Genomic DNA, 18,078 nt, shown 5'->3' with positions numbered 1-18,078 from the left:
GCCGTGTAAACACCTGAATATTATGGGTTAAAACACCCTAAAAAAAAATAAGACCGCAAAATGCAGTCTTATTGTATTAGAATGAAAATGTTTTTTCTAAGAATTTTTTAGCGCTTCCGCACCACCTACAATTTCCAAAATTTCGTTGGTAATGGCGGCTTGTCTTGCTTTATTGTAAAATATCTTAAGATCATTTCTCAGCGCTTCTGCATTGTCGGTTGCTTTATGCATTGCCGTCATTCTGGCGCCATGCTCTGAGGCTACGGAATCTAAAATTGCTTTATAAACCTGGGTTTTTATTGATTTCGGCATTAATACTTCTAAAATATCTTTTGCATTGGGTTCGAATAGATAATCGGTATTGGGTACTTCTGCTTGTTCAGGTAAAGCAATTGGCAAAATTTGCTCTTTCTTAACTTCTTGAGTGGCCGCATTGATAAATTTATTGTAAATCACATAAACTTTATCAAAACTTCCTTCACGGAAATCCCGCATGACGTTTTCTACAAAATTAGATACCACTTCGAAACTCATTCCATCAAAAACTGCACTTTGATTGTCATATACTTTTCTGCTTCTGCGAACGGAATCGTACACTTTTTTACCAACGGTAAGAATTTCTATTTCGTAATTGGTGTCTGCAATCGAGTGATTTAATTCTTTAATTACAGAGGAGTTAAATGCTCCGGCAAGACCTTTATTTGAAGTCACCACAATATAAAGCTCTTTCTTTACCTCTCTTTCTTCAGTGTAACTTGAAACCCCTTCTAAATCTACGGTAGAACTTACATTTTCTATAATTTCCTGTAATTTTTCTGAGTAAGGTCTCAACATGACAATAGCATCGGTGGCTTTCTTTAGTTTCGCTGCTGAAACCATTTTCATCGCACTCGTAATTTGCATTGTCGAAGAGATTGAAGTAATTCTTCCTCGTATTTCCTTTAAATTTGCCATTCTTTGAAGTCAAAGTTTAAAATTCGGTATTCAAAATCAGAAACCCTGAATACCGAAAATTGAATTTATTTTAGTTGTATTTAGACGCTAATTCTATCGCTGCCTGCTTTAGTACCTCTGTAATTGAAGCGTCAATTTTTCCAGATTTAATGGCAGCCATGGTTTCAGGATGCTTCGATCTCATGAACGCCACATATTCTAATTGAAATTCTTTTACCTTTTGAACTGGAATATTTCTTAATAAGTTCTCTGTTCCAACGTAAATCATGGCCACTTGGCTATCCACAGGAAGAGGAGAATTTACTGGCTGCTTCAAGATCTCTACGTTTCTTTCACCTTTAGAAATAACTGCTTGTGTAGAAGCATCTAAGTCTGAGCCGAATTTTGAGAAGGCCTCTAATTCTTTATATTGTGCCTGGTCTAACTTTAAAGTTCCAGATACCTTTTTCATTGATTTAATCTGCGCATTACCACCTACACGAGATACAGAAATACCGACGTTAATAGCCGGGCGAACCCCTGAGTTAAATAAATCAGTTTCCAAGAAAATCTGACCATCGGTAATTGAAATTACGTTGGTCGGAATATATGCAGAAACGTCACCTGCTTGGGTTTCGATAATTGGAAGTGCGGTTAAAGAACCACCACCTTTTACCAATGGTCTCAAGCTATCTGGCAAATCATTCATCTGTGCTGCAATGGTATCATCGTTGATCACTTTTGCCGCTCTTTCCAACAGTCTGGAGTGAAGGTAGAAAACGTCGCCAGGATAAGCTTCACGGCCCGGTGGTCTTCTCAACAAAAGAGAAAGCTCTCGGTAGGCCACTGCTTGTTTCGATAAATCATCATAAACGATTAAAGCAGGACGACCAGTGTCGCGGAAGAACTCACCGATCGCTGCTCCAGCCATTGGGGCATAAACCTGCATTGGAGCTGGGTCAGAAGCATTAGCTGCCACAATTACCGTATATGCTAAAGCGCCTTTGTCTTCTAATGTTTTTACAATTTGAGCAACGGTTGAACCTTTTTGTCCAATCGCTACATAAATACAGAATACAGGTTCACCTGCATCATAAAATTCTCTTTGATTAATGATCGTATCGATCGCAACAACAGTTTTACCTGTCTGACGGTCTCCGATGATCAACTCTCTTTGACCTCTTCCTACCGGGATCATAGAGTCAATTGCCACAATACCTGTTTGTAATGGTTCAGTAACCGGTTGACGGAAAATTACACCTGGAGCTTTTCTTTCCAAAGGCAATTCATAAGTTTCACCAGTGATTGGTCCTTTACCATCAATAGGGTTTCCTAAGGTATCTACTACTCTACCCAACATTCCCTCACCAACTTTGATGGATGAAATTCTTTGAGTTCTATTAACAGTATCACCTTCTTTCACTAATTTAGATTCACCCAAAAGAGCGACCCCTACATTATCTTCAGCAAGGTTAAGAACGATTCCTTCAACACCGCTTTGGAATTTTACCAATTCACCGTATTGAACATTTTCTAAACCGTATACTAAAGCGATACCATCACCGATGGTTAATACCGTTCCTACTTCTTCTACATTAGATTGCGTTTCGAAGTTGGCTAGCTGCTGTTTAAGAATTGCAGATACTTCTGCCGGATTTATTTCTGCCATTTTATGGTTGTTTTTGTCTTAATTTAATTGAAATTCTTTATTCAATCGGCCTAATTTTGCTTTCACCGATTCGTCTATCTGTTGATCTCCCACGCGCAAAATATAACCTCCTAAAATATCTGGATTGATAATGGATTTTACATCGAACTGGCTATTATGATTAACAAGCGTTGTAGATTTCAGAATGGTCTGAATATTTTCTGCTGAAAGAGCGGTCGCTGTAGTCAAAGTAATTCTTTGGACACCGTTCATATCTTCCACTTTGTTAATGAATTCTTGACCAATACTGCTCAACTGACCTTCTCTACCATGTTTAATGACCAACTGAATTAAATTTCTGGTCACTGGCGAAAAGCTCTTAAAAATCTCTGCTGAAACACTTACTTTTTTACGCACCTCAATAATAGGTGAGTTAAAAAAGCTTTGCAAATCTTTAGATTTTTCTATCGTCCCTACCAAGTCCTTCATCTCACTGAAAACAGAAGCAGTGCTTCCGGCCTCTTGGGTGAAATTCAGTAAGCCTTGGGCATATCTTTTTGCAACTTTACTTGTACGCATACTAGTTGAAGTTAGAAGATTTAAGGATATTCGCCACTAAGGTATCTTGTGCACTATCATTATCTAATTTTTGTTTCAAAATAGACTCCGCGATGGATACTGACAAAGTACCGATTTGACTTTTAATATCAGCAACGGCCGCAGTTTTTTCAGCTTGAATGGTTTGTCTTGCAGACTCAATCATTTTATCGCCTTCTATTTTTGCAACATCCTTAGCTTCCCCAACTATTCTATCTTTGATATCTCTCGCTTCTTTTAAAATCATATCACGCTGTACTTTCGCTTCTCGGATAATGATTTCGTTTTCAGCTTTTAAATTTTCAACTTCTAGTTTTGCCAATTTTGCTTGATTCAAAGAGTCTACAATGGTAACTTCTCTTTCGTTAACAGCAGCTAAAATTGGTTTCCAGGCGAATTTTGCCAAAAGAAATAAAAGGATTAAAAAGGTAAGTGTCATCCAAAACAATAAGCCAATTCCCGGTTCTATCATAATAGTAATTTTTTGTAATTTTTTTTCTTTATGGAAGTTAAAAAATTCTTAGCAGAGCCAACCGCGCTGCTAAGAACTAGTTTCTGAGGTTTCTTACTTAACGAACGCTCCAAAGATGATCGCGATCAAACCCGCACCCTCGATAAGTCCTGCAGCAATAAGCATTGCTCCCTGGATTTTACCCGCTTGTTCTGGTTGTCTTGCAATAGCATCCATTGCATGTCCACCGATTTTACCAATACCTAGACCAACGCCTAATACTGCTAAACCGATTCCTACGTAAATAAGTCCTACTCCTTGTGAAATCTCTTCCATAATAAAAATATATAAAGGTTAAAAATATTCTAAATTAATTAATGTGCTCCTTCATGTTCGTGCTCTTGAACTGCCATTCCAATAAACAAAGCTGAAAGAACGGTAAAGATATAAGCCTGTAAAGCTGCTACTAATATTTCCAACATTCCGATGAATAATCCAAGTGGAACTGAAGCAAAACCTAAAAGCGGTGTTTTAAAAATAAAGATCAATGACATGATCGCTAATACCATAATGTGTCCAGCTGTAATATTAGCAAAGAGACGCATCATTAAGGCAAATGGCTTCGTGAAAATACCGATGATTTCAATTGGAACCATAATTGGGTACAATAATAATGGCACTGGTGGCATGAAGATATGTTTCCAATAATCTTTATTGGCACTGAATAGAGTAATTAATAAAGTAATAATTGCTAAAACGGCTGTTGTTGCAATGTTACCAGTCAAATTATAACCAAATGGTGCGAACGGAATTAAACCAAACATGTTATTAAACCAGATGAAGAAAAATACAGTCAATAAATAAGGCATGTATTTTTTATATTTTTTCGCTCCAATATTTGGTATCGCTACTTCATCTCTAATGAAAAGAATAACCGGTTCCATAAATCTTCCGAATCCGCTCGGAACTAAAGATTTTGCATAGCCTCTTGCCATTCCAATAAAAACAAGGAACATAAAGAAGATTGAAATAAATATTGCTGCTACGTTTTTGGTGATTGAGAAATCGTAAAAAGCATTATCTAAATTGTGCTTTCCGCTCATTACCGAGAATAATTTTGCCTGCTCTAAACCTTGGGTTGAAGTAACAATTCCATGATCCAAAGTATAACCGTCGTGCTCGTGCCCGTGTGCAAGTGCACTTGACATCATCATATGCAATCCGTTTTTATCTTTAATGATGATTGGCAGCGGAATAGAAAAATGATATTCTTCCGGAGTTCCTTCATTTAAGGTAAAGACATGCCACTCGTTAGAATCACTGATATGGCTCATGATCATTCCTTTCGCATCAAATTTTTGATTATCCTCTACGATTTTTTGTTCTAAAGTTTCAGGGGTTTTGGCTTCAACTTCTTGTTGTGCATAAGTGAAAACACTTGAAAGCGTAAGAAATAAAACGAAAAATAAAGAAGAAATTCTCTTGTTCATAGGTCAAATTTATCGGTTTGCAAATATATTGAAATTATTAAAACTTACCAATACAAAAAATTGATTTTTATCAGTAAATTTTCAGGAGCGGTTTATTAACCGAATAATCTTAAAGTATAAGAAAAAAGAAGCCACCAAAAAGACCCCGATAAGAATCAGGAAATTGGTTCGATTCATTTCCAAAGTTTTAAGCCAATAGATGACCCAGACAACATCTTTAAAAATATTAATCATCATAAAAAGAATTCCCGGATTTGCAGTTTTGATCAAATACCTTTTGAAAAAATAATATAAAATTACATTGATAAAGGCAGCCGACAAGACTAACCATAAGAGATTCATCATATTCATGCTGCAAAAATAAGCAAGTTTATTATAATTGAAGGAAATTCCTTTTTGCCACTTCTCCTAAATTTCATAAAATGTAAAATTCAGTTCCTCATTTCACCCTTATTCAGTGCATAAAAAAATTGAAAAATTAATTTGTATTTTAGTATTTAAAACATTTATTAACAATGACTTAAAGACGTAAATATGTTAAAAAGAACTATTTTATTAGAAAACAAAACATCCGTAAGCACCAAAAATTTGCAAATCGTTATCAAAACGGAGGAAAGAGAAACTACGATTCCTGCTGAAGATATCGGCTATGTGGTGATCGATCATCCCCAAGTTTTTTTGAGTATTCCCGCCATGAATTTGTTGATTGAAAATAATGCCGCCATTATTGTGTGTGGGAATAATCATCTGCCCAACGGAATGTTCCTTAACCTGAACAGCCATCATATTCAACAAGAAATTTTCCGAAATCAAATGGAGGCGACTTTACCATTGAAAAAGCAGCTTTGGCAACAAACCGTAAGAGAAAAAATTAAAAATCAAGGGGTCTTGCTGGAACGAATGACGGGCGAAAAAAACAGTCTTGATTTCGTGGCATCAAAGGTGTTGAGCGGTGACACCTCTAATATGGAAGGCGTTGCGGCCAACCTGTATTGGCGGACATTTTTTGAGCATTGTGATCTTAAAGTCAAAAGAGAACGTTTCGGAAATTTTCCCAATAATTTCTTGAATTATGGTTATGCGATTTTGCGAGCTGCCACCGCTAGATCTCTTTCGGGGAGCGGACTTTTGAATACTTTGGGAATTCATCATCGGAACAAATACAATGCTTATGCCTTGGCAGATGATATGATGGAACCGTATCGGCCGTTGGTTGATGAAAAGGTTTTTGAAATACTCACCAGTAGCAACGAGCAAGAACTCACGACGGCAACCAAAGCAGCGTTTCTAAAAATTTTAACGCAAACGGTTTATTTTGAGGGAGACAAAAGTCCCTTGATGGTTGGGTTACAAAGAAGTGCAAGTTCTTTACAGCAGTGTTTTACGGGCGAAAAAAAGAAAATTAATTTTCCGCAATTATGGATTTAAACGGTTACCGAATTATGTGGATTTTTGTTTTTTTTGACTTGCCGACTGAAACTAAAAAAGACCGGCACAATGCATCGAAATTTAGAACCAATTTATTGAAAGACGGATTTAACATGATGCAATTTTCTGTATACATGCGCCATTGCGCAAGCAGTGAAAGTGCGGATGTACACGAAAAGCGTGTGGCGCAATTGCTACCTCCTTTTGGCAAGGTGAGCGTTTTACGAATTACCGATAAGCAATTTGGCAATATTATGAACTTTTGGGGGAAAGCAGAAGTTCCCAAACCGCCAGGTCCGGTACAGTTGGAATTATTTTAGGAATAAAAAAATGCTTCAATCTTGCCTTATCAGTGCAAAAAAGAAGCATTTTTTAGTACGATATTTACTACTTAAAACTTTGACTATTAGAAGGTAAGGAGCCAACTAATATCGTTTTTTCTAATCTTTAATCAAACCACAACCTGAGTAGGATATATTTTTATGTTTTCATCAATATCGTTTTTTCTAATCTTTAATCAAACCACAACAGTAAATTACCGACTATTGAAGAATTTAAAAATATCGTTTTTTCTAATCTTTAATCAAACCACAACAAATTCACCACCTACATCAGGAGATAAAAAAATATCGTTTTTTCTAATCTTTAATCAAACCACAACATTTCCAACCTCTTTCATGTTTGAAGTAAAATATCGTTTTTTCTAATCTTTAATCAAACCACAACAGGCGCCTTAAGTCCTTTGAAGTTGTTTTTAATATCGTTTTTTCTAATCTTTAATCAAACCACAACGGTGAGACTATGAAAAAATTATGGTCTGAAATATCGTTTTTTCTAATCTTTAATCAAACCACAACATTCCGTTACCGATGGATTAGAAAAATTTAAATATCGTTTTTTCTAATCTTTAATCAAACCACAACACATCGACCTTTCAAAGTGTACGGAGGAGGAATATCGTTTTTTCTAATCTTTAATCAAACCACAACTTTTGAATGATGTTGTAATTTTATTGGTATAATATCGTTTTTTCTAATCTTTAATCAAACCACAACTTGGTCTTCTGAAAAATGTAGGAATCAATAATATCGTTTTTTCTAATCTTTAATCAAACCACAACCTAGCAATGCAGAGGGCGAACGCTCAACAAATATCGTTTTTTCTAATCTTTAATCAAACCACAACAACCGGTAGATTAATTACACACACTTTCAAAATATCGTTTTTTCTAATCTTTAATCAAACCACAACATGGACTGACCGTAGGATAACCGATATAAAATATCGTTTTTTCTAATCTTTAATCAAACCACAACTACAAGTTCCACTATCAACGATTTAAGAAAAATATCGTTTTTTCTAATCTTTAATCAAACCACAACCCTCCGTTACCGATGGATTAGAAAAATTCAAATATCGTTTTTTCTAATCTTTAATCAAACCACAACAGGAGCGAATGACCAAAGAACTGCAGTCTAATATCGTTTTTTCTAATCTTTAATCAAACCACAACATAGGAACGATAGGTTAACAACGGAATTGAATATCGTTTTTTCTAATCTTTAATCAAACCACAACAATGGAAGTCATGGAAGCAGACAAGCAACTAATATCGTTTTTTCTAATCTTTAATCAAACCACAACGTTCCATATGGAATGCCCTAAAATTTTGGAATATCGTTTTTTCTAATCTTTAATCAAACCACAACTGAGCGATAAAGTAATGTCTGCGCCATTAGAATATCGTTTTTTCTAATCTTTAATCAAACCACAACCTATTTACATCAACGGAGTTTCAGCGGGTAATATCGTTTTTTCTAATCTTTAATCAAACCACAACAATACCTGCGTTGATATGCAATTGGTTAAAAATATCGTTTTTTCTAATCTTTAATCAAACCACAACGTTAGACTTCTGGCATATGGGCAGAATCTTAATATCGTTTTTTCTAATCTTTAATCAAACCACAACCATTGCATCTTTATTAATAAAAAGATCTCTAATATCGTTTTTTCTAATCTTTAATCAAACCACAACTCAATGGTAGTGGGGCTCACAGCTTAAACAAATATCGTTTTTTCTAATCTTTAATCAAACCACAACTTGAAGAGAGTTTAACCGCTGCTAATGCTTAATATCGTTTTTTCTAATCTTTAATCAAACCACAACTATAACGGGTGGTGAGAACGGCACAGACGAAATATCGTTTTTTCTAATCTTTAATCAAACCACAACTCTACTTTGTCGATTGGTAGGTATTCATAAAATATCGTTTTTTCTAATCTTTAATCAAACCACAACGAACTATGCTAATGCTTATAGTTTCTGAAAATATCGTTTTTTCTAATCTTTAATCAAACCACAACTAATACCATACCATAATACTGACAACCATAAATATCGTTTTTTCTAATCTTTAATCAAACCACAACGTTTAAACTTCAAGAGTGGCTCGAAAAGAAAATATCGTTTTTTCTAATCTTTAATCAAACCACAACATTGAAAGCCGCAGGTTTTTTATGGGCTTAATATCGTTTTTTCTAATCTTTAATCAAACCACAACACTTACAGAACTATTCACAACGTAATAAATAATATCGTTTTTTCTAATCTTTAATCAAACCACAACGTACACTACCAACGGCGGAGGAGTTTATGAATATCGTTTTTTCTAATCTTTAATCAAACCACAACTATCTGTATCTGTTTCCAAAAGATGTTAAAAATATCGTTTTTTCTAATCTTTAATCAAACCACAACAGGTGAAACTTATGGCCGTAGATTTAAACAATATCGTTTTTTCTAATCTTTAATCAAACCACAACTAACCATAACCATACTGACAACCATAACCAAATATCGTTTTTTCTAATCTTTAATCAAACCACAACCTGATTTAGCTTGCAGTTGACTTGCTCCAAAATATCGTTTTTTCTAATCTTTAATCAAACCACAACAGTAACAAAGATGAACGCAAATTGTAACAAAATATCGTTTTTTCTAATCTTTAATCAAACCACAACTCCGACACCATCGGAAAGTATAAAAGTAAAAATATCGTTTTTTCTAATCTTTAATCAAACCACAACAGATAGAACTATTGGATGTTTACAAAAACTAATATCGTTTTTTCTAATCTTTAATCAAACCACAACTGTTTCAAGTGCAATCAAAAATCTAAAAAAATATCGTTTTTTCTAATCTTTAATCAAACCACAACGGAGGCGTTACTATTATTTCTTCTTTCTCTAATATCGTTTTTTCTAATCTTTAATCAAACCACAACCAATAGCGCCAAACAATTGTTACCTGCTGTAATATCGTTTTTTCTAATCTTTAATCAAACCACAACGGTAGCGCATTTATGAATTTGTCAGCCTCAAATATCGTTTTTTCTAATCTTTAATCAAACCACAACTAATTGTTGCTCCAAATCTTTAATATCTAAAATATCGTTTTTTCTAATCTTTAATCAAACCACAACTGGCCAATTCCGCTTCATTCAGTGGACACCAATATCGTTTTTTCTAATCTTTAATCAAACCACAACATATTCCAAACTTTGATTATGATAGCCCGAAATATCGTTTTTTCTAATCTTTAATCAAACCACAACGGAAAATCCGTTGCAGAAAATCGGGGCGATTTTCCGTTGTGGTTTGGTTGCTTATGACCTCCGAAAACTGCATGTCAAGAAACTTATCGAATAAATTACTTTTTATTAATTTTTCCTATTGGGGAAATTGTAAAATCAATTCCCTCTATCATTGCGTTAAAATTACTTACTTTAAATTTTATATAGGGAAATTCTTTAAAGTTATCAATAACATTTCCTCCTTTTGGAGTTGTCAAACCACTTTCTTTTAATTTAGATTCCATTATTAATCCTTTAGAATCAAAAATGCTATTTTCTAAATAATAATTATTTAAAATTGAGTTTAGGTCTTTAAAAAATTCAGATTTCTTAATTGATTGATTTTTAAAATTTAAAAGTATTTTATCCCATAAACCAACAGTTTCAAGTATATCTTTTACTTCATGAATTTTTTGCTCATTTATAACTTCATTCATGTGCGAAATATTTGCAGTAGTACTATTTGCAGAAAGGTTATAAGTTAATTTGATACCATCTTCGTCCAAACCAGTAATTTTATAAAATCTGTTTATAATTGATTTTGTGTCTGAAAAATCTATTTCATCTTTTTCATCTTTAAATAAAATCACATTTAATCCTTTTTTCAAAATTATAGGCATTCCGTTAGATCGCAATAAACCATAATTAGTTTCCAAATGTTTTTCTGGTATTAATGAAATATTACCTTTAATTCGATCATTTTTATTAGATAATTTAAAAAAACTTCCTGCATCTAAAAAATTAATTAATTCGTATGCTCTGTCCATCTTTCCTTTTTCATTAGTACCTTCATAAACTGCCATACAGTAATTTCCATCATTCTTCGCATGATAAAATTGCTTGTGTTCATGCCGAGAAACATCGCGATGTTTTTTGATAAATAATGGATTCAAAACATCATTAGTGTAATAACGTATTTTCTTTATTGGAACTACAGAACCGTTTTTATTTGGTAAAACATATAATTCATTTTTAATTGTATTTTCCAGAAGTTGAATTTTCTCTTTTATTGGTTGTTCTTCATTTACATTTTTTAATTGTTTTTTTAGGGCTTCAATTTCTTTTTTAATCGATTTTTCTTGTTCTCTACCTTTTATTACAATTTCTTTAATACTGTTGTCAACAATATTTTTCAAATCTGTATCCTTGAAGGATTCCAATGGTTGACGTTTTACATATTTAACAATATCATCACCATTTTCGTCTTTTTTTAATATAAAAGCACCGTCGTTTGTGTGTTTTGGTTTTTTACTTTCTTCATCAATAACTGGCTGCTTTATCGCACCATAAAAACTTTCTTTATGAAGCGTTCCACGTGCAGTATCTCCTTGTTTATATTTAATTTCTCCATTTTCATTTCTTTGAATAATTCCTCTTTTACGAATGGCTTTTTTACTTTGAATATGTAAAACATCTGGTGTATGATGACTGATTAAAGTATTATTTTCAAAATCATCTACATCTTTATGAAATCCTTGCCAAGGAATTCTATGCGAAAAAGATGGCTTAGGTTTTCCGTAAAATTCATATTGTTCTAAATCGTGATAATAATTTGCCAAAGCATCATTAATATCTCTTGAGCAACATGCAACTACAACTGCATCTTTTGCATGATGTGCATGATTATCTCTTGTTTTGTCATTTAAACCCCACATTTGTCGTAAGTTGGCTGTGGTTTTTCCTTTAATTGGATAGACTTTATTAAATACTGTTTTTAAAAATAAATTTCCGTATTTACTAATGACACCAATATCTACAGACTGGCTATTTTTAAATCCATCTGGAATTTCTTCCATATTGAATGATTTATATTTTTTAAAATAGTACAAATATTCAAATCTCAACTTAGTTCGATCTGTAATATATTGGTCTCTTCTTTCTTTTGTAGATGCTACCTTTACTTTTTGGGATAGATCTTTTATTTGTTGTTCTAAACCTTTGTATTTTGCATACCAATGTTTTATGCGCAACAAAATTTCATCGTGATTTGGGCATTCAAAAGGAATTTTATCTTTTTTAGTTTGTCTATTGTAAATATTATCACATAATGTTTTGTTCAGTTGAGAATTATCCAAACTTCTACTTCTTGGAATGGTGTGTTCTATATCAAATTTTGGATTTTGCCCGATAAAATCTGAAAGACAAATAGTTTTTCCTGTATAAAGACAAACTTTATTTTGCTCTATCCAAAGTTGGTATTTCAAAATATCTGTTTCTGTTGGTTCGTAATTATTGTAATCTTCATTTTCATCATTACAATTATCAAATTTTATTTCTCCTCTAAAAATTGATTTTAATTCATTCGCATAGTTAGTTCGTCTATTTTTTAATTCTTCATTCCATTGTCTAATTGCCGTTCTTTCGTTTGCAGAATTTAGTTCTCTTGGCATTTCGATATGTATTACAGTTTCTTCATCAATCAATTCATCTTTGATTAATTGATTTACAACTTTTTTTACTTGATGTAAAGAACGCATTGCCATTGGATTTTTTATGGAAGAAATCAATGGACTTTCTAAATATTTTTTACCGTCAACTTCGCTTCGTTTTGCTTTTTTATAGATTTCAATTGCTGATGGATGATATAATTTTTTTAAATCATCTTGGCTCACATTAAAATTATCACTCAAAAACGTTTTTAAAATTTCATCAATAGTTTGCTTTTTCGCAAACTCTCCTCTTCCCGAATTAAGTTTCATTTGGTTTACAAACAAATCAAAACACTCCCTTAAAATTTGATTTTGATAATTTTCAGGAGTTTCATCCCAACGTTTTGTTCCAAAAAATGTTATTACTTGTTTATTTACATCCTTTTTATAGGCTTCTGCAACAAACTTATTTTCAGAACTCCAAGTTTCATTTTCTTTTTTTACATTTTTTATTAAACCGTTTACAATATCAATATTGTTACTATAAACTTTATAATTTTCAATAATTAAATTTATTTCTTTATTGATTATATTTTGATTTTCTTCAATTTGCCAAATTTCTTTTGGTAAAATGTTTTTCATATTCGCCAAGAAAACTGCATGAGAATAGATTAGATTTTGTCTCAAATAAGGTAAAATATTTCTAATCGCTTTTAAACTTAAAGAACCGTATTCTTGTTTTAATTTTATTTTCGAAAACTTTACCGCAGTTTTCTCATCGCAAGAAAGGTTATCTAAAGCAAATTGCTTCAACATTTCTATCTTATCAAATCGAAACAGAACATGCCAAAAAACATCTATAATTTCCTCTCTTGTTTTATTTGTTCCATTTTGATTGAGTTTTGTGTAATTTGAAAATAAATATTCTTTCCAATTATAGCCAAAAGTATCCATTAAATATGCAATTGTTGGACAACCTGCAACATTACTTCCAAAATTATAATTGAATAAAACATCAAACACTGATGCGTTTCTATCTTTAAAATATCCTGATTTCAAATCTTTTGGTGTTAATTTTTTTGCGATTTCAGAAAAATCAAAATTTGCTTTAGATTTTCTAAAAAACAAAGATTGAATATGTTCTTTTTCATCTTCATTCAGTAATCTTAATTTTTCGTCTGTTGGTAATTTAATTTTAATATTATTCAAATAGCTCAACATTCTAAATTCTTCAAAATCTGGATGAGAGATTGGTACACACGCTTTTCTAGTTTCGAGTGGACATTTTGCAACTAATCCTTTTTGAGATTTTAACGGTCTTTGAAAAAATATTGCTTTTTCAATTTTCTCTCTTACTTCTGTAGAAATATTTTGTTTTTCACAGATAAAATTAAATTCTGCTAAATAATGGTCAATTCTATGCGTATATTCTCCTCTTATTTTATTACCGCTTTTATATAAAGTATAAAAATATTCACCTAAAGTCGTACATTTTGCTTCTTCAATTTTTTCAGTCAAATCACTTATGGCTCTTTTAACTGGTCCAAGAAATTCCTTTTTATTTAATCTTTCTAATAGTTTTTCCTTTATTTCCTCGTAAGTAAATTTAGAAAACTCTTTAATTATTGCAGTGAATGCTCTTGAGAGTGTAAATAATGGCTTGTCGCCTGCTTCATCTTTATCATAACTGGTTAAAAAATCAGCAAATATTGTTTGAAAATCCAAAATTGAAGTCGCTTCGCTGATAAAAGAAGTTATCTCATCTTTCTTTTCCTCTATTATAGAATTGTCAGAACTATCAAGACGATTGCTCAAAAAACCTCTTCTTTGTGCAATATGATAAAATGCTCTTCCTATATTGTATCTGTCGTTTTTATTATTTAAGTCCAATAATTCCTTTGCAACTTTATTTCTAAAAAAATAAGGATTTTCTATTTGCTTTTTTCTTTCGTTAATATTTTCTTGATTATCAGTGCTTAACCACATTCTAAAATCTACATTTTGAGGATAAATTTTCTTATATCTCCAATCTTTCAAATCCTTTGCAGTTAATTTTGGACATAAATTATTGTCAGACAAAATTTGAAGTAGTTCAATTTTTCTAATTTTACGTCTATATTTTAATTTTCTCGCACTTCTAGATTCAGTCCTTTTTGCAGCTTTAGAACTCTCACTATTTGTTTTTGCTTCAATATTTACACCTTCAGAAAATACTCTTACCCCTTTATCTAACAGAGAATATTCTTTTCCTTCTTTTTCCACAATCGCCCATCCAACAGAGTTCGTCCCTAAATCTAATCCTAAAATTTTTGCCATTATATTCGCTTTATTAATCGTTCTATAAAAATAGGCAAAAAAGATAAAATAAAATTATACAAGTCCATAAAATGAATAAAAAATATTTAGTATATTTGTGTCAGATTAAAACAATTCTAATCTTTAATCTTATCACAATAAGGCTATATGCCGTAGATGAAAATCTTTAGTCCTGCTTTGGTGGGACTTTTTTTGTGATATTTTACTAGCGGTTGGAAGGTTGATAAACTTGACAAGGTTTTTAATACGGTAAAATTTTAATCAAAAATTTAAATTGCGTATTTTTGCAATTCTTAAAGAAAAATTATGTTCAATAGCTTACAGGATAAATTAGATAAAGCGCTGCACAGCATTTCGGGGCGCGGAAAAATTTCAGAAATCAACGTTGCTGAAACGGTAAAAGAAATTCGCCGTGCTTTGGTTGATGCCGATGTGAATTATAAAGTTGCGAAAGACCTCACCAAACGGGTGCAAGACAAAGCACTGGGGCAGAATGTTTTGACCAGTTTAACGCCGGGACAGTTGATGACCAAGATCGTTCATGACGAATTGGTAACATTAATGGGCAGCACGCATGAAGGAATCAATCTTTCGGGCAAACCCAGTGTTATATTGATTGCTGGTTTACAAGGGTCTGGTAAAACAACTTTTTCCGGGAAATTAGCAAACTATCTAAAAGTAAAAAGAAATAAAAAACCGCTTTTAGTTGCCTGTGATGTATATCGTCCGGCCGCCATTGAGCAGCTGAAAATATTAGGTTCCCAAACCGGAATCCCCGTTTATACCGAAGATGGTGCGCTAAATCCGGCGACCATTGCTGAAAATGCAGTGAAATTCGCGAAAGAAAACGGACACGATGTGGTCATTGTGGATACGGCAGGTCGTTTGGCCATAGACGAACAAATGATGAACGAAATTAAATCGGTTCATTATTTCATTAAGCCAGAAGAAACCTTATTTGTGGTGGATTCAATGACCGGACAAGATGCGGTAAATACTGCCAAAGCTTTTAATGAGGCCTTAAATTTTGACGGAGTTGTTCTGACCAAATTAGATGGTGACACTCGAGGTGGAGCTGCGCTAACGATTCGTTCTGTGGTTGAGAAACCCATCAAATTTATTTCGACGGGAGAGAAAATGGAAGCACTGGATGTGTTTTATCCGGAACGTATGGCTGACCGAATTCTCGGTATGGGTGATGTAGTTTCCTTAGTAGAAAGAGCCCAGGAACAGTTTGATGAAGAAGAAGCTAAAAAACTTCATAAAAAAATTGCCAAAAATGAATTTGGTTTTGATGATTTCTTAAAACAAATTAATCAGATCAAAAAAATGGGGAATATGAAAGATTTGATGGGCATGATTCCAGGGGTTGGCAAAGCCATTAAAGATGTTGATATTCAGGACGATGCTTTTAAACATATTGAAGCGATGATTCACTCGATGACGCCGGAAGAAAGAAGAAGACCATCAATCATCAACACGCAGCGAAAAAACCGAATCGCCAAAGGTGCTGGCCGAAAGATTGAAGATTTAAATGCCTTGATGAAACAGTTTGACCAAATGGGAAAAATGATGAAGATGATGCAGGGACCGCAAGGAAAACAAATGATGGAAATGATGAGCAAAGGAATGCCAAAAGTACCAGGAATGGGCGGCGGCAACTTGTTTGGTAAATAACACGTAAAATTTTATAAAATAAGAATCCCGGTCACGCAAAAGCGAACTGGGAATTTTTCATTAAGTTTAATTTGCTATTAAAAAAGGGGTTGCGCAAACACTTAGCGAAAATAAAACCGTTTGGACCAAATAAAAGGCACAAAAAATCCCGATTCTGTTAAATCGGGATTTTTTAACTGAAAGTTGTCTTATTTTAAGAAAACTGAAAATCCAAGATTAATTCCAAAAGTACCTACAGTAGTTTTGTAATCCGTTCCCATTACAGTTTCTTTGTTTGAAAATTGGTTATAAGATGCACCCACATCAACTCCGATATTTTGGTTGATTAAATATACCAAACCGCCTTTTGCTTTCCATGCAAAACCATCTACAGTTTCTGAATTAGAGTTACCATTATATTTTTCAGTGGCTTTTGTTGAAGCATAGCCTACACCTGCACCGAGGTAAGGAACTAAGTTAGTCGCTGATTTAAAATAATAAGTAGCTGTTGGCATTGCAGATAAAGTACTTACTGTATACTTGTCATCACCGTCTTTTTGACTCATTGAAACAAACCCTAAATCTAAACCTACCGCAAGTTTATCTTGCACGAAATATCCTACTGAAGGAGTAAGTGTAAATGTAGATACAGAAGGTTCTGTATTTGAGTTGTTTCCAACGGAATACTTTGTAGAGATATTGTTGAATCCTATTGTTGTAGATCCCCCAATTACCCATGATCCTTTTTCCATTTGCGCGTTCATCATTCCGAAAAGTGCTACAGCACCCAGTACCAATAATTTTTTCATAATTTTTTTAATTTTAGACTGCAAATCTAAAACTATTTTAACATATAATTAACATGATATTTGTCATGAAAAAACCACTCGAATGAGTGGCTTGCTTATTAAGGGTTAAATTTAATACAAGTTTGAAATTCATCAAAATTATCAAGTATATTATAATAAATTTTCCACCCTATTCCTAGACGGAACTTGACCAATAAGAGCTTCCGAAAACAGAAATTTCTCTATCGATCAAGAACTTAAAACAGGATTAGTCTATTTATTTTCCAAAAGAATAGGCATATCCTAAATTAATTGCACTGGAGGTGTATCCATTATTAGAAACTCCCATATACCCAACGTAAACTTCACTTGGTCCAAAATGGTAGGCCGCTTTTGGTTGAAAATAAAATCCACCATCGCTCGCTCCTGAGGCAAATAAAAATGCATATCCTAGATCAACGCCCAAACTGAATTGAGGCGAAAATTTATACGCTCCTGCAGCAGCAATAGGAATCATTCCTAAAGTATCCCCTCCGCCTTTCGGAAACCAAGCGGAATATCCAGAGGTAACCCCCAGGTTAAATTCAGCAGCAACTGGCCACAGGTAAGACACATCTACTCCGGCAAGAAAGTTGGAGGCGGATGAGATATCACCAACCGGTAAACCTACATGCGCTCCTAATTTAAAACTTCCGGTCGACTGAGCATGAACTGCCCCAAAAAGTGCAATAGCAACTACTAAAATTAGTTTTTTCATCGCTTTATAA

At 33.3% G+C, this 18,078-nt stretch carries 12 protein-coding genes and 1 CRISPR repeat array; of the genes, 3 read left to right on the top strand and 9 right to left on the bottom strand.

Annotated elements, in window-relative coordinates:
• Nucleotides 1-96: 96 nt before the first annotated feature.
• The 6 genes from atpG to atpB form a co-directional block, all read right to left on the bottom strand.
• Nucleotides 97-954 carry an ATP synthase F1 subunit gamma gene (gene atpG, locus QWY78_RS01775; protein WP_290215952.1) on the bottom strand — a complete coding sequence of 286 codons (858 nt, stop codon included), beginning with the start codon at nt 952-954 and terminating at the stop codon, nt 97-99.
• Nucleotides 955-1,024: 70 nt separating this feature from the next.
• Nucleotides 1,025-2,602 (bottom strand): F0F1 ATP synthase subunit alpha, encoded by a 1,578-nt coding sequence (atpA, locus tag QWY78_RS01770; protein ID WP_290215951.1) that lies wholly within the window; start codon nt 2,600-2,602, stop codon nt 1,025-1,027.
• A gap of 18 nt (nt 2,603-2,620) precedes the next feature.
• Entirely contained in the window at nt 2,621-3,160 is a 540-nt protein-coding gene (gene atpH, locus QWY78_RS01765; protein WP_290215950.1) for an ATP synthase F1 subunit delta, read from the bottom strand.
• 1 nt (nt 3,161) lies between these two features.
• A complete protein-coding gene (gene atpF / locus QWY78_RS01760) occupies nt 3,162-3,650 on the bottom strand; it encodes a F0F1 ATP synthase subunit B (protein WP_290215949.1) in 489 nt (162 codons plus the stop codon).
• Between the two features lie 93 nt (nt 3,651-3,743).
• Nucleotides 3,744-3,965, bottom strand: a complete 222-nt coding sequence (locus tag QWY78_RS01755; protein ID WP_052252138.1) for an ATP synthase F0 subunit C — start codon at nt 3,963-3,965, stop codon at nt 3,744-3,746.
• A gap of 38 nt (nt 3,966-4,003) precedes the next feature.
• On the bottom strand, nt 4,004-5,119 hold the full coding sequence (gene atpB / locus QWY78_RS01750) for a F0F1 ATP synthase subunit A (RefSeq protein ID WP_290215948.1): 1,116 nt from the start codon (nt 5,117-5,119) through the stop codon (nt 4,004-4,006).
• 534 nt (nt 5,120-5,653) lie between these two features.
• Between atpB and cas1 the strand changes: the two genes are divergently transcribed.
• A complete protein-coding gene (gene cas1 / locus QWY78_RS01745) occupies nt 5,654-6,547 on the top strand; it encodes a type II CRISPR-associated endonuclease Cas1 (RefSeq protein WP_290215947.1) in 894 nt (297 codons plus the stop codon).
• Nucleotides 6,538-6,867 carry a CRISPR-associated endonuclease Cas2 gene (cas2, locus tag QWY78_RS01740; RefSeq protein ID WP_290215946.1) on the top strand — a complete coding sequence of 110 codons (330 nt, stop codon included), beginning with the start codon at nt 6,538-6,540 and terminating at the stop codon, nt 6,865-6,867. Before cas1 ends, cas2 begins: the two co-directional genes overlap by 10 nt.
• 107 nt (nt 6,868-6,974) lie before the next feature.
• A CRISPR array of direct repeats spans nt 6,975-10,164; the repeat unit is 36 nt; unit sequence AATATCGTTTTTTCTAATCTTTAATCAAACCACAAC.
• Nucleotides 10,165-10,259: 95 nt separating this feature from the next.
• On the opposite strand, the gene cas9 is transcribed toward cas2, so the two are convergent.
• A complete protein-coding gene (gene cas9, locus QWY78_RS01735; protein ID WP_290215945.1) occupies nt 10,260-14,867 on the bottom strand; it encodes a type II CRISPR RNA-guided endonuclease Cas9 in 4,608 nt (1,535 codons plus the stop codon).
• Between the two features lie 306 nt (nt 14,868-15,173).
• Here cas9 and ffh point away from each other — a divergent pair, with 306 nt between their 5' ends.
• Entirely contained in the window at nt 15,174-16,544 is a 1,371-nt protein-coding gene (ffh, locus tag QWY78_RS01730) for a signal recognition particle protein (RefSeq protein WP_290215944.1), read from the top strand.
• Nucleotides 16,545-16,732: 188 nt separating this feature from the next.
• Here the strand turns inward: ffh and QWY78_RS01725 are convergent, their stop codons facing one another.
• Nucleotides 16,733-17,332, bottom strand: a complete 600-nt coding sequence (locus tag QWY78_RS01725; RefSeq protein WP_290215943.1) for an OmpW family outer membrane protein — start codon at nt 17,330-17,332, stop codon at nt 16,733-16,735.
• Nucleotides 17,333-17,588: 256 nt separating this feature from the next.
• Nucleotides 17,589-18,068, bottom strand: coding sequence for a hypothetical protein (locus tag QWY78_RS01720; RefSeq protein WP_290215942.1), 480 nt, complete (start codon nt 18,066-18,068; stop codon nt 17,589-17,591).
• Between the last annotated feature and the right edge of the window lie 10 nt (nt 18,069-18,078).

The organism is Kaistella yonginensis (assembly GCF_030409525.1).
GTDB classification, from domain to species: domain Bacteria; phylum Bacteroidota; class Bacteroidia; order Flavobacteriales; family Weeksellaceae; genus Kaistella; species Kaistella yonginensis.
Note: the sequence above shows the minus strand (reverse complement) of the source record. Positions and strands in the feature narration are given on the sequence as shown.

Excerpts from the sequence above, each read along its gene's own strand:
- atpG (WP_290215952.1), bottom strand. The coding sequence starts at position 954 with ATGGCAAATTTAAAGGAAATACGAGGAAGAATTACTTCAATCTCTTCG.
- atpA (WP_290215951.1), bottom strand. The coding sequence starts at position 2,602 with ATGGCAGAAATAAATCCGGCAGAAGTATCTGCAATTCTTAAACAGCAG.
- atpH (WP_290215950.1), bottom strand. The coding sequence starts at position 3,160 with ATGCGTACAAGTAAAGTTGCAAAAAGATATGCCCAAGGCTTACTGAAT.
- atpF (WP_290215949.1), bottom strand. The coding sequence starts at position 3,650 with ATGATAGAACCGGGAATTGGCTTATTGTTTTGGATGACACTTACCTTT.
- QWY78_RS01755 (WP_052252138.1), bottom strand. The coding sequence starts at position 3,965 with ATGGAAGAGATTTCACAAGGAGTAGGACTTATTTACGTAGGAATCGGT.
- atpB (WP_290215948.1), bottom strand. The coding sequence starts at position 5,119 with ATGAACAAGAGAATTTCTTCTTTATTTTTCGTTTTATTTCTTACGCTT.
- cas1 (WP_290215947.1), top strand. The coding sequence starts at position 5,654 with ATGTTAAAAAGAACTATTTTATTAGAAAACAAAACATCCGTAAGCACC.
- cas2 (WP_290215946.1), top strand. The coding sequence starts at position 6,538 with ATGGATTTAAACGGTTACCGAATTATGTGGATTTTTGTTTTTTTTGAC.
- cas9 (WP_290215945.1), bottom strand. The coding sequence starts at position 14,867 with ATGGCAAAAATTTTAGGATTAGATTTAGGGACGAACTCTGTTGGATGG.
- ffh (WP_290215944.1), top strand. The coding sequence starts at position 15,174 with ATGTTCAATAGCTTACAGGATAAATTAGATAAAGCGCTGCACAGCATT.
- QWY78_RS01725 (WP_290215943.1), bottom strand. The coding sequence starts at position 17,332 with ATGAAAAAATTATTGGTACTGGGTGCTGTAGCACTTTTCGGAATGATG.
- QWY78_RS01720 (WP_290215942.1), bottom strand. The coding sequence starts at position 18,068 with ATGAAAAAACTAATTTTAGTAGTTGCTATTGCACTTTTTGGGGCAGTT.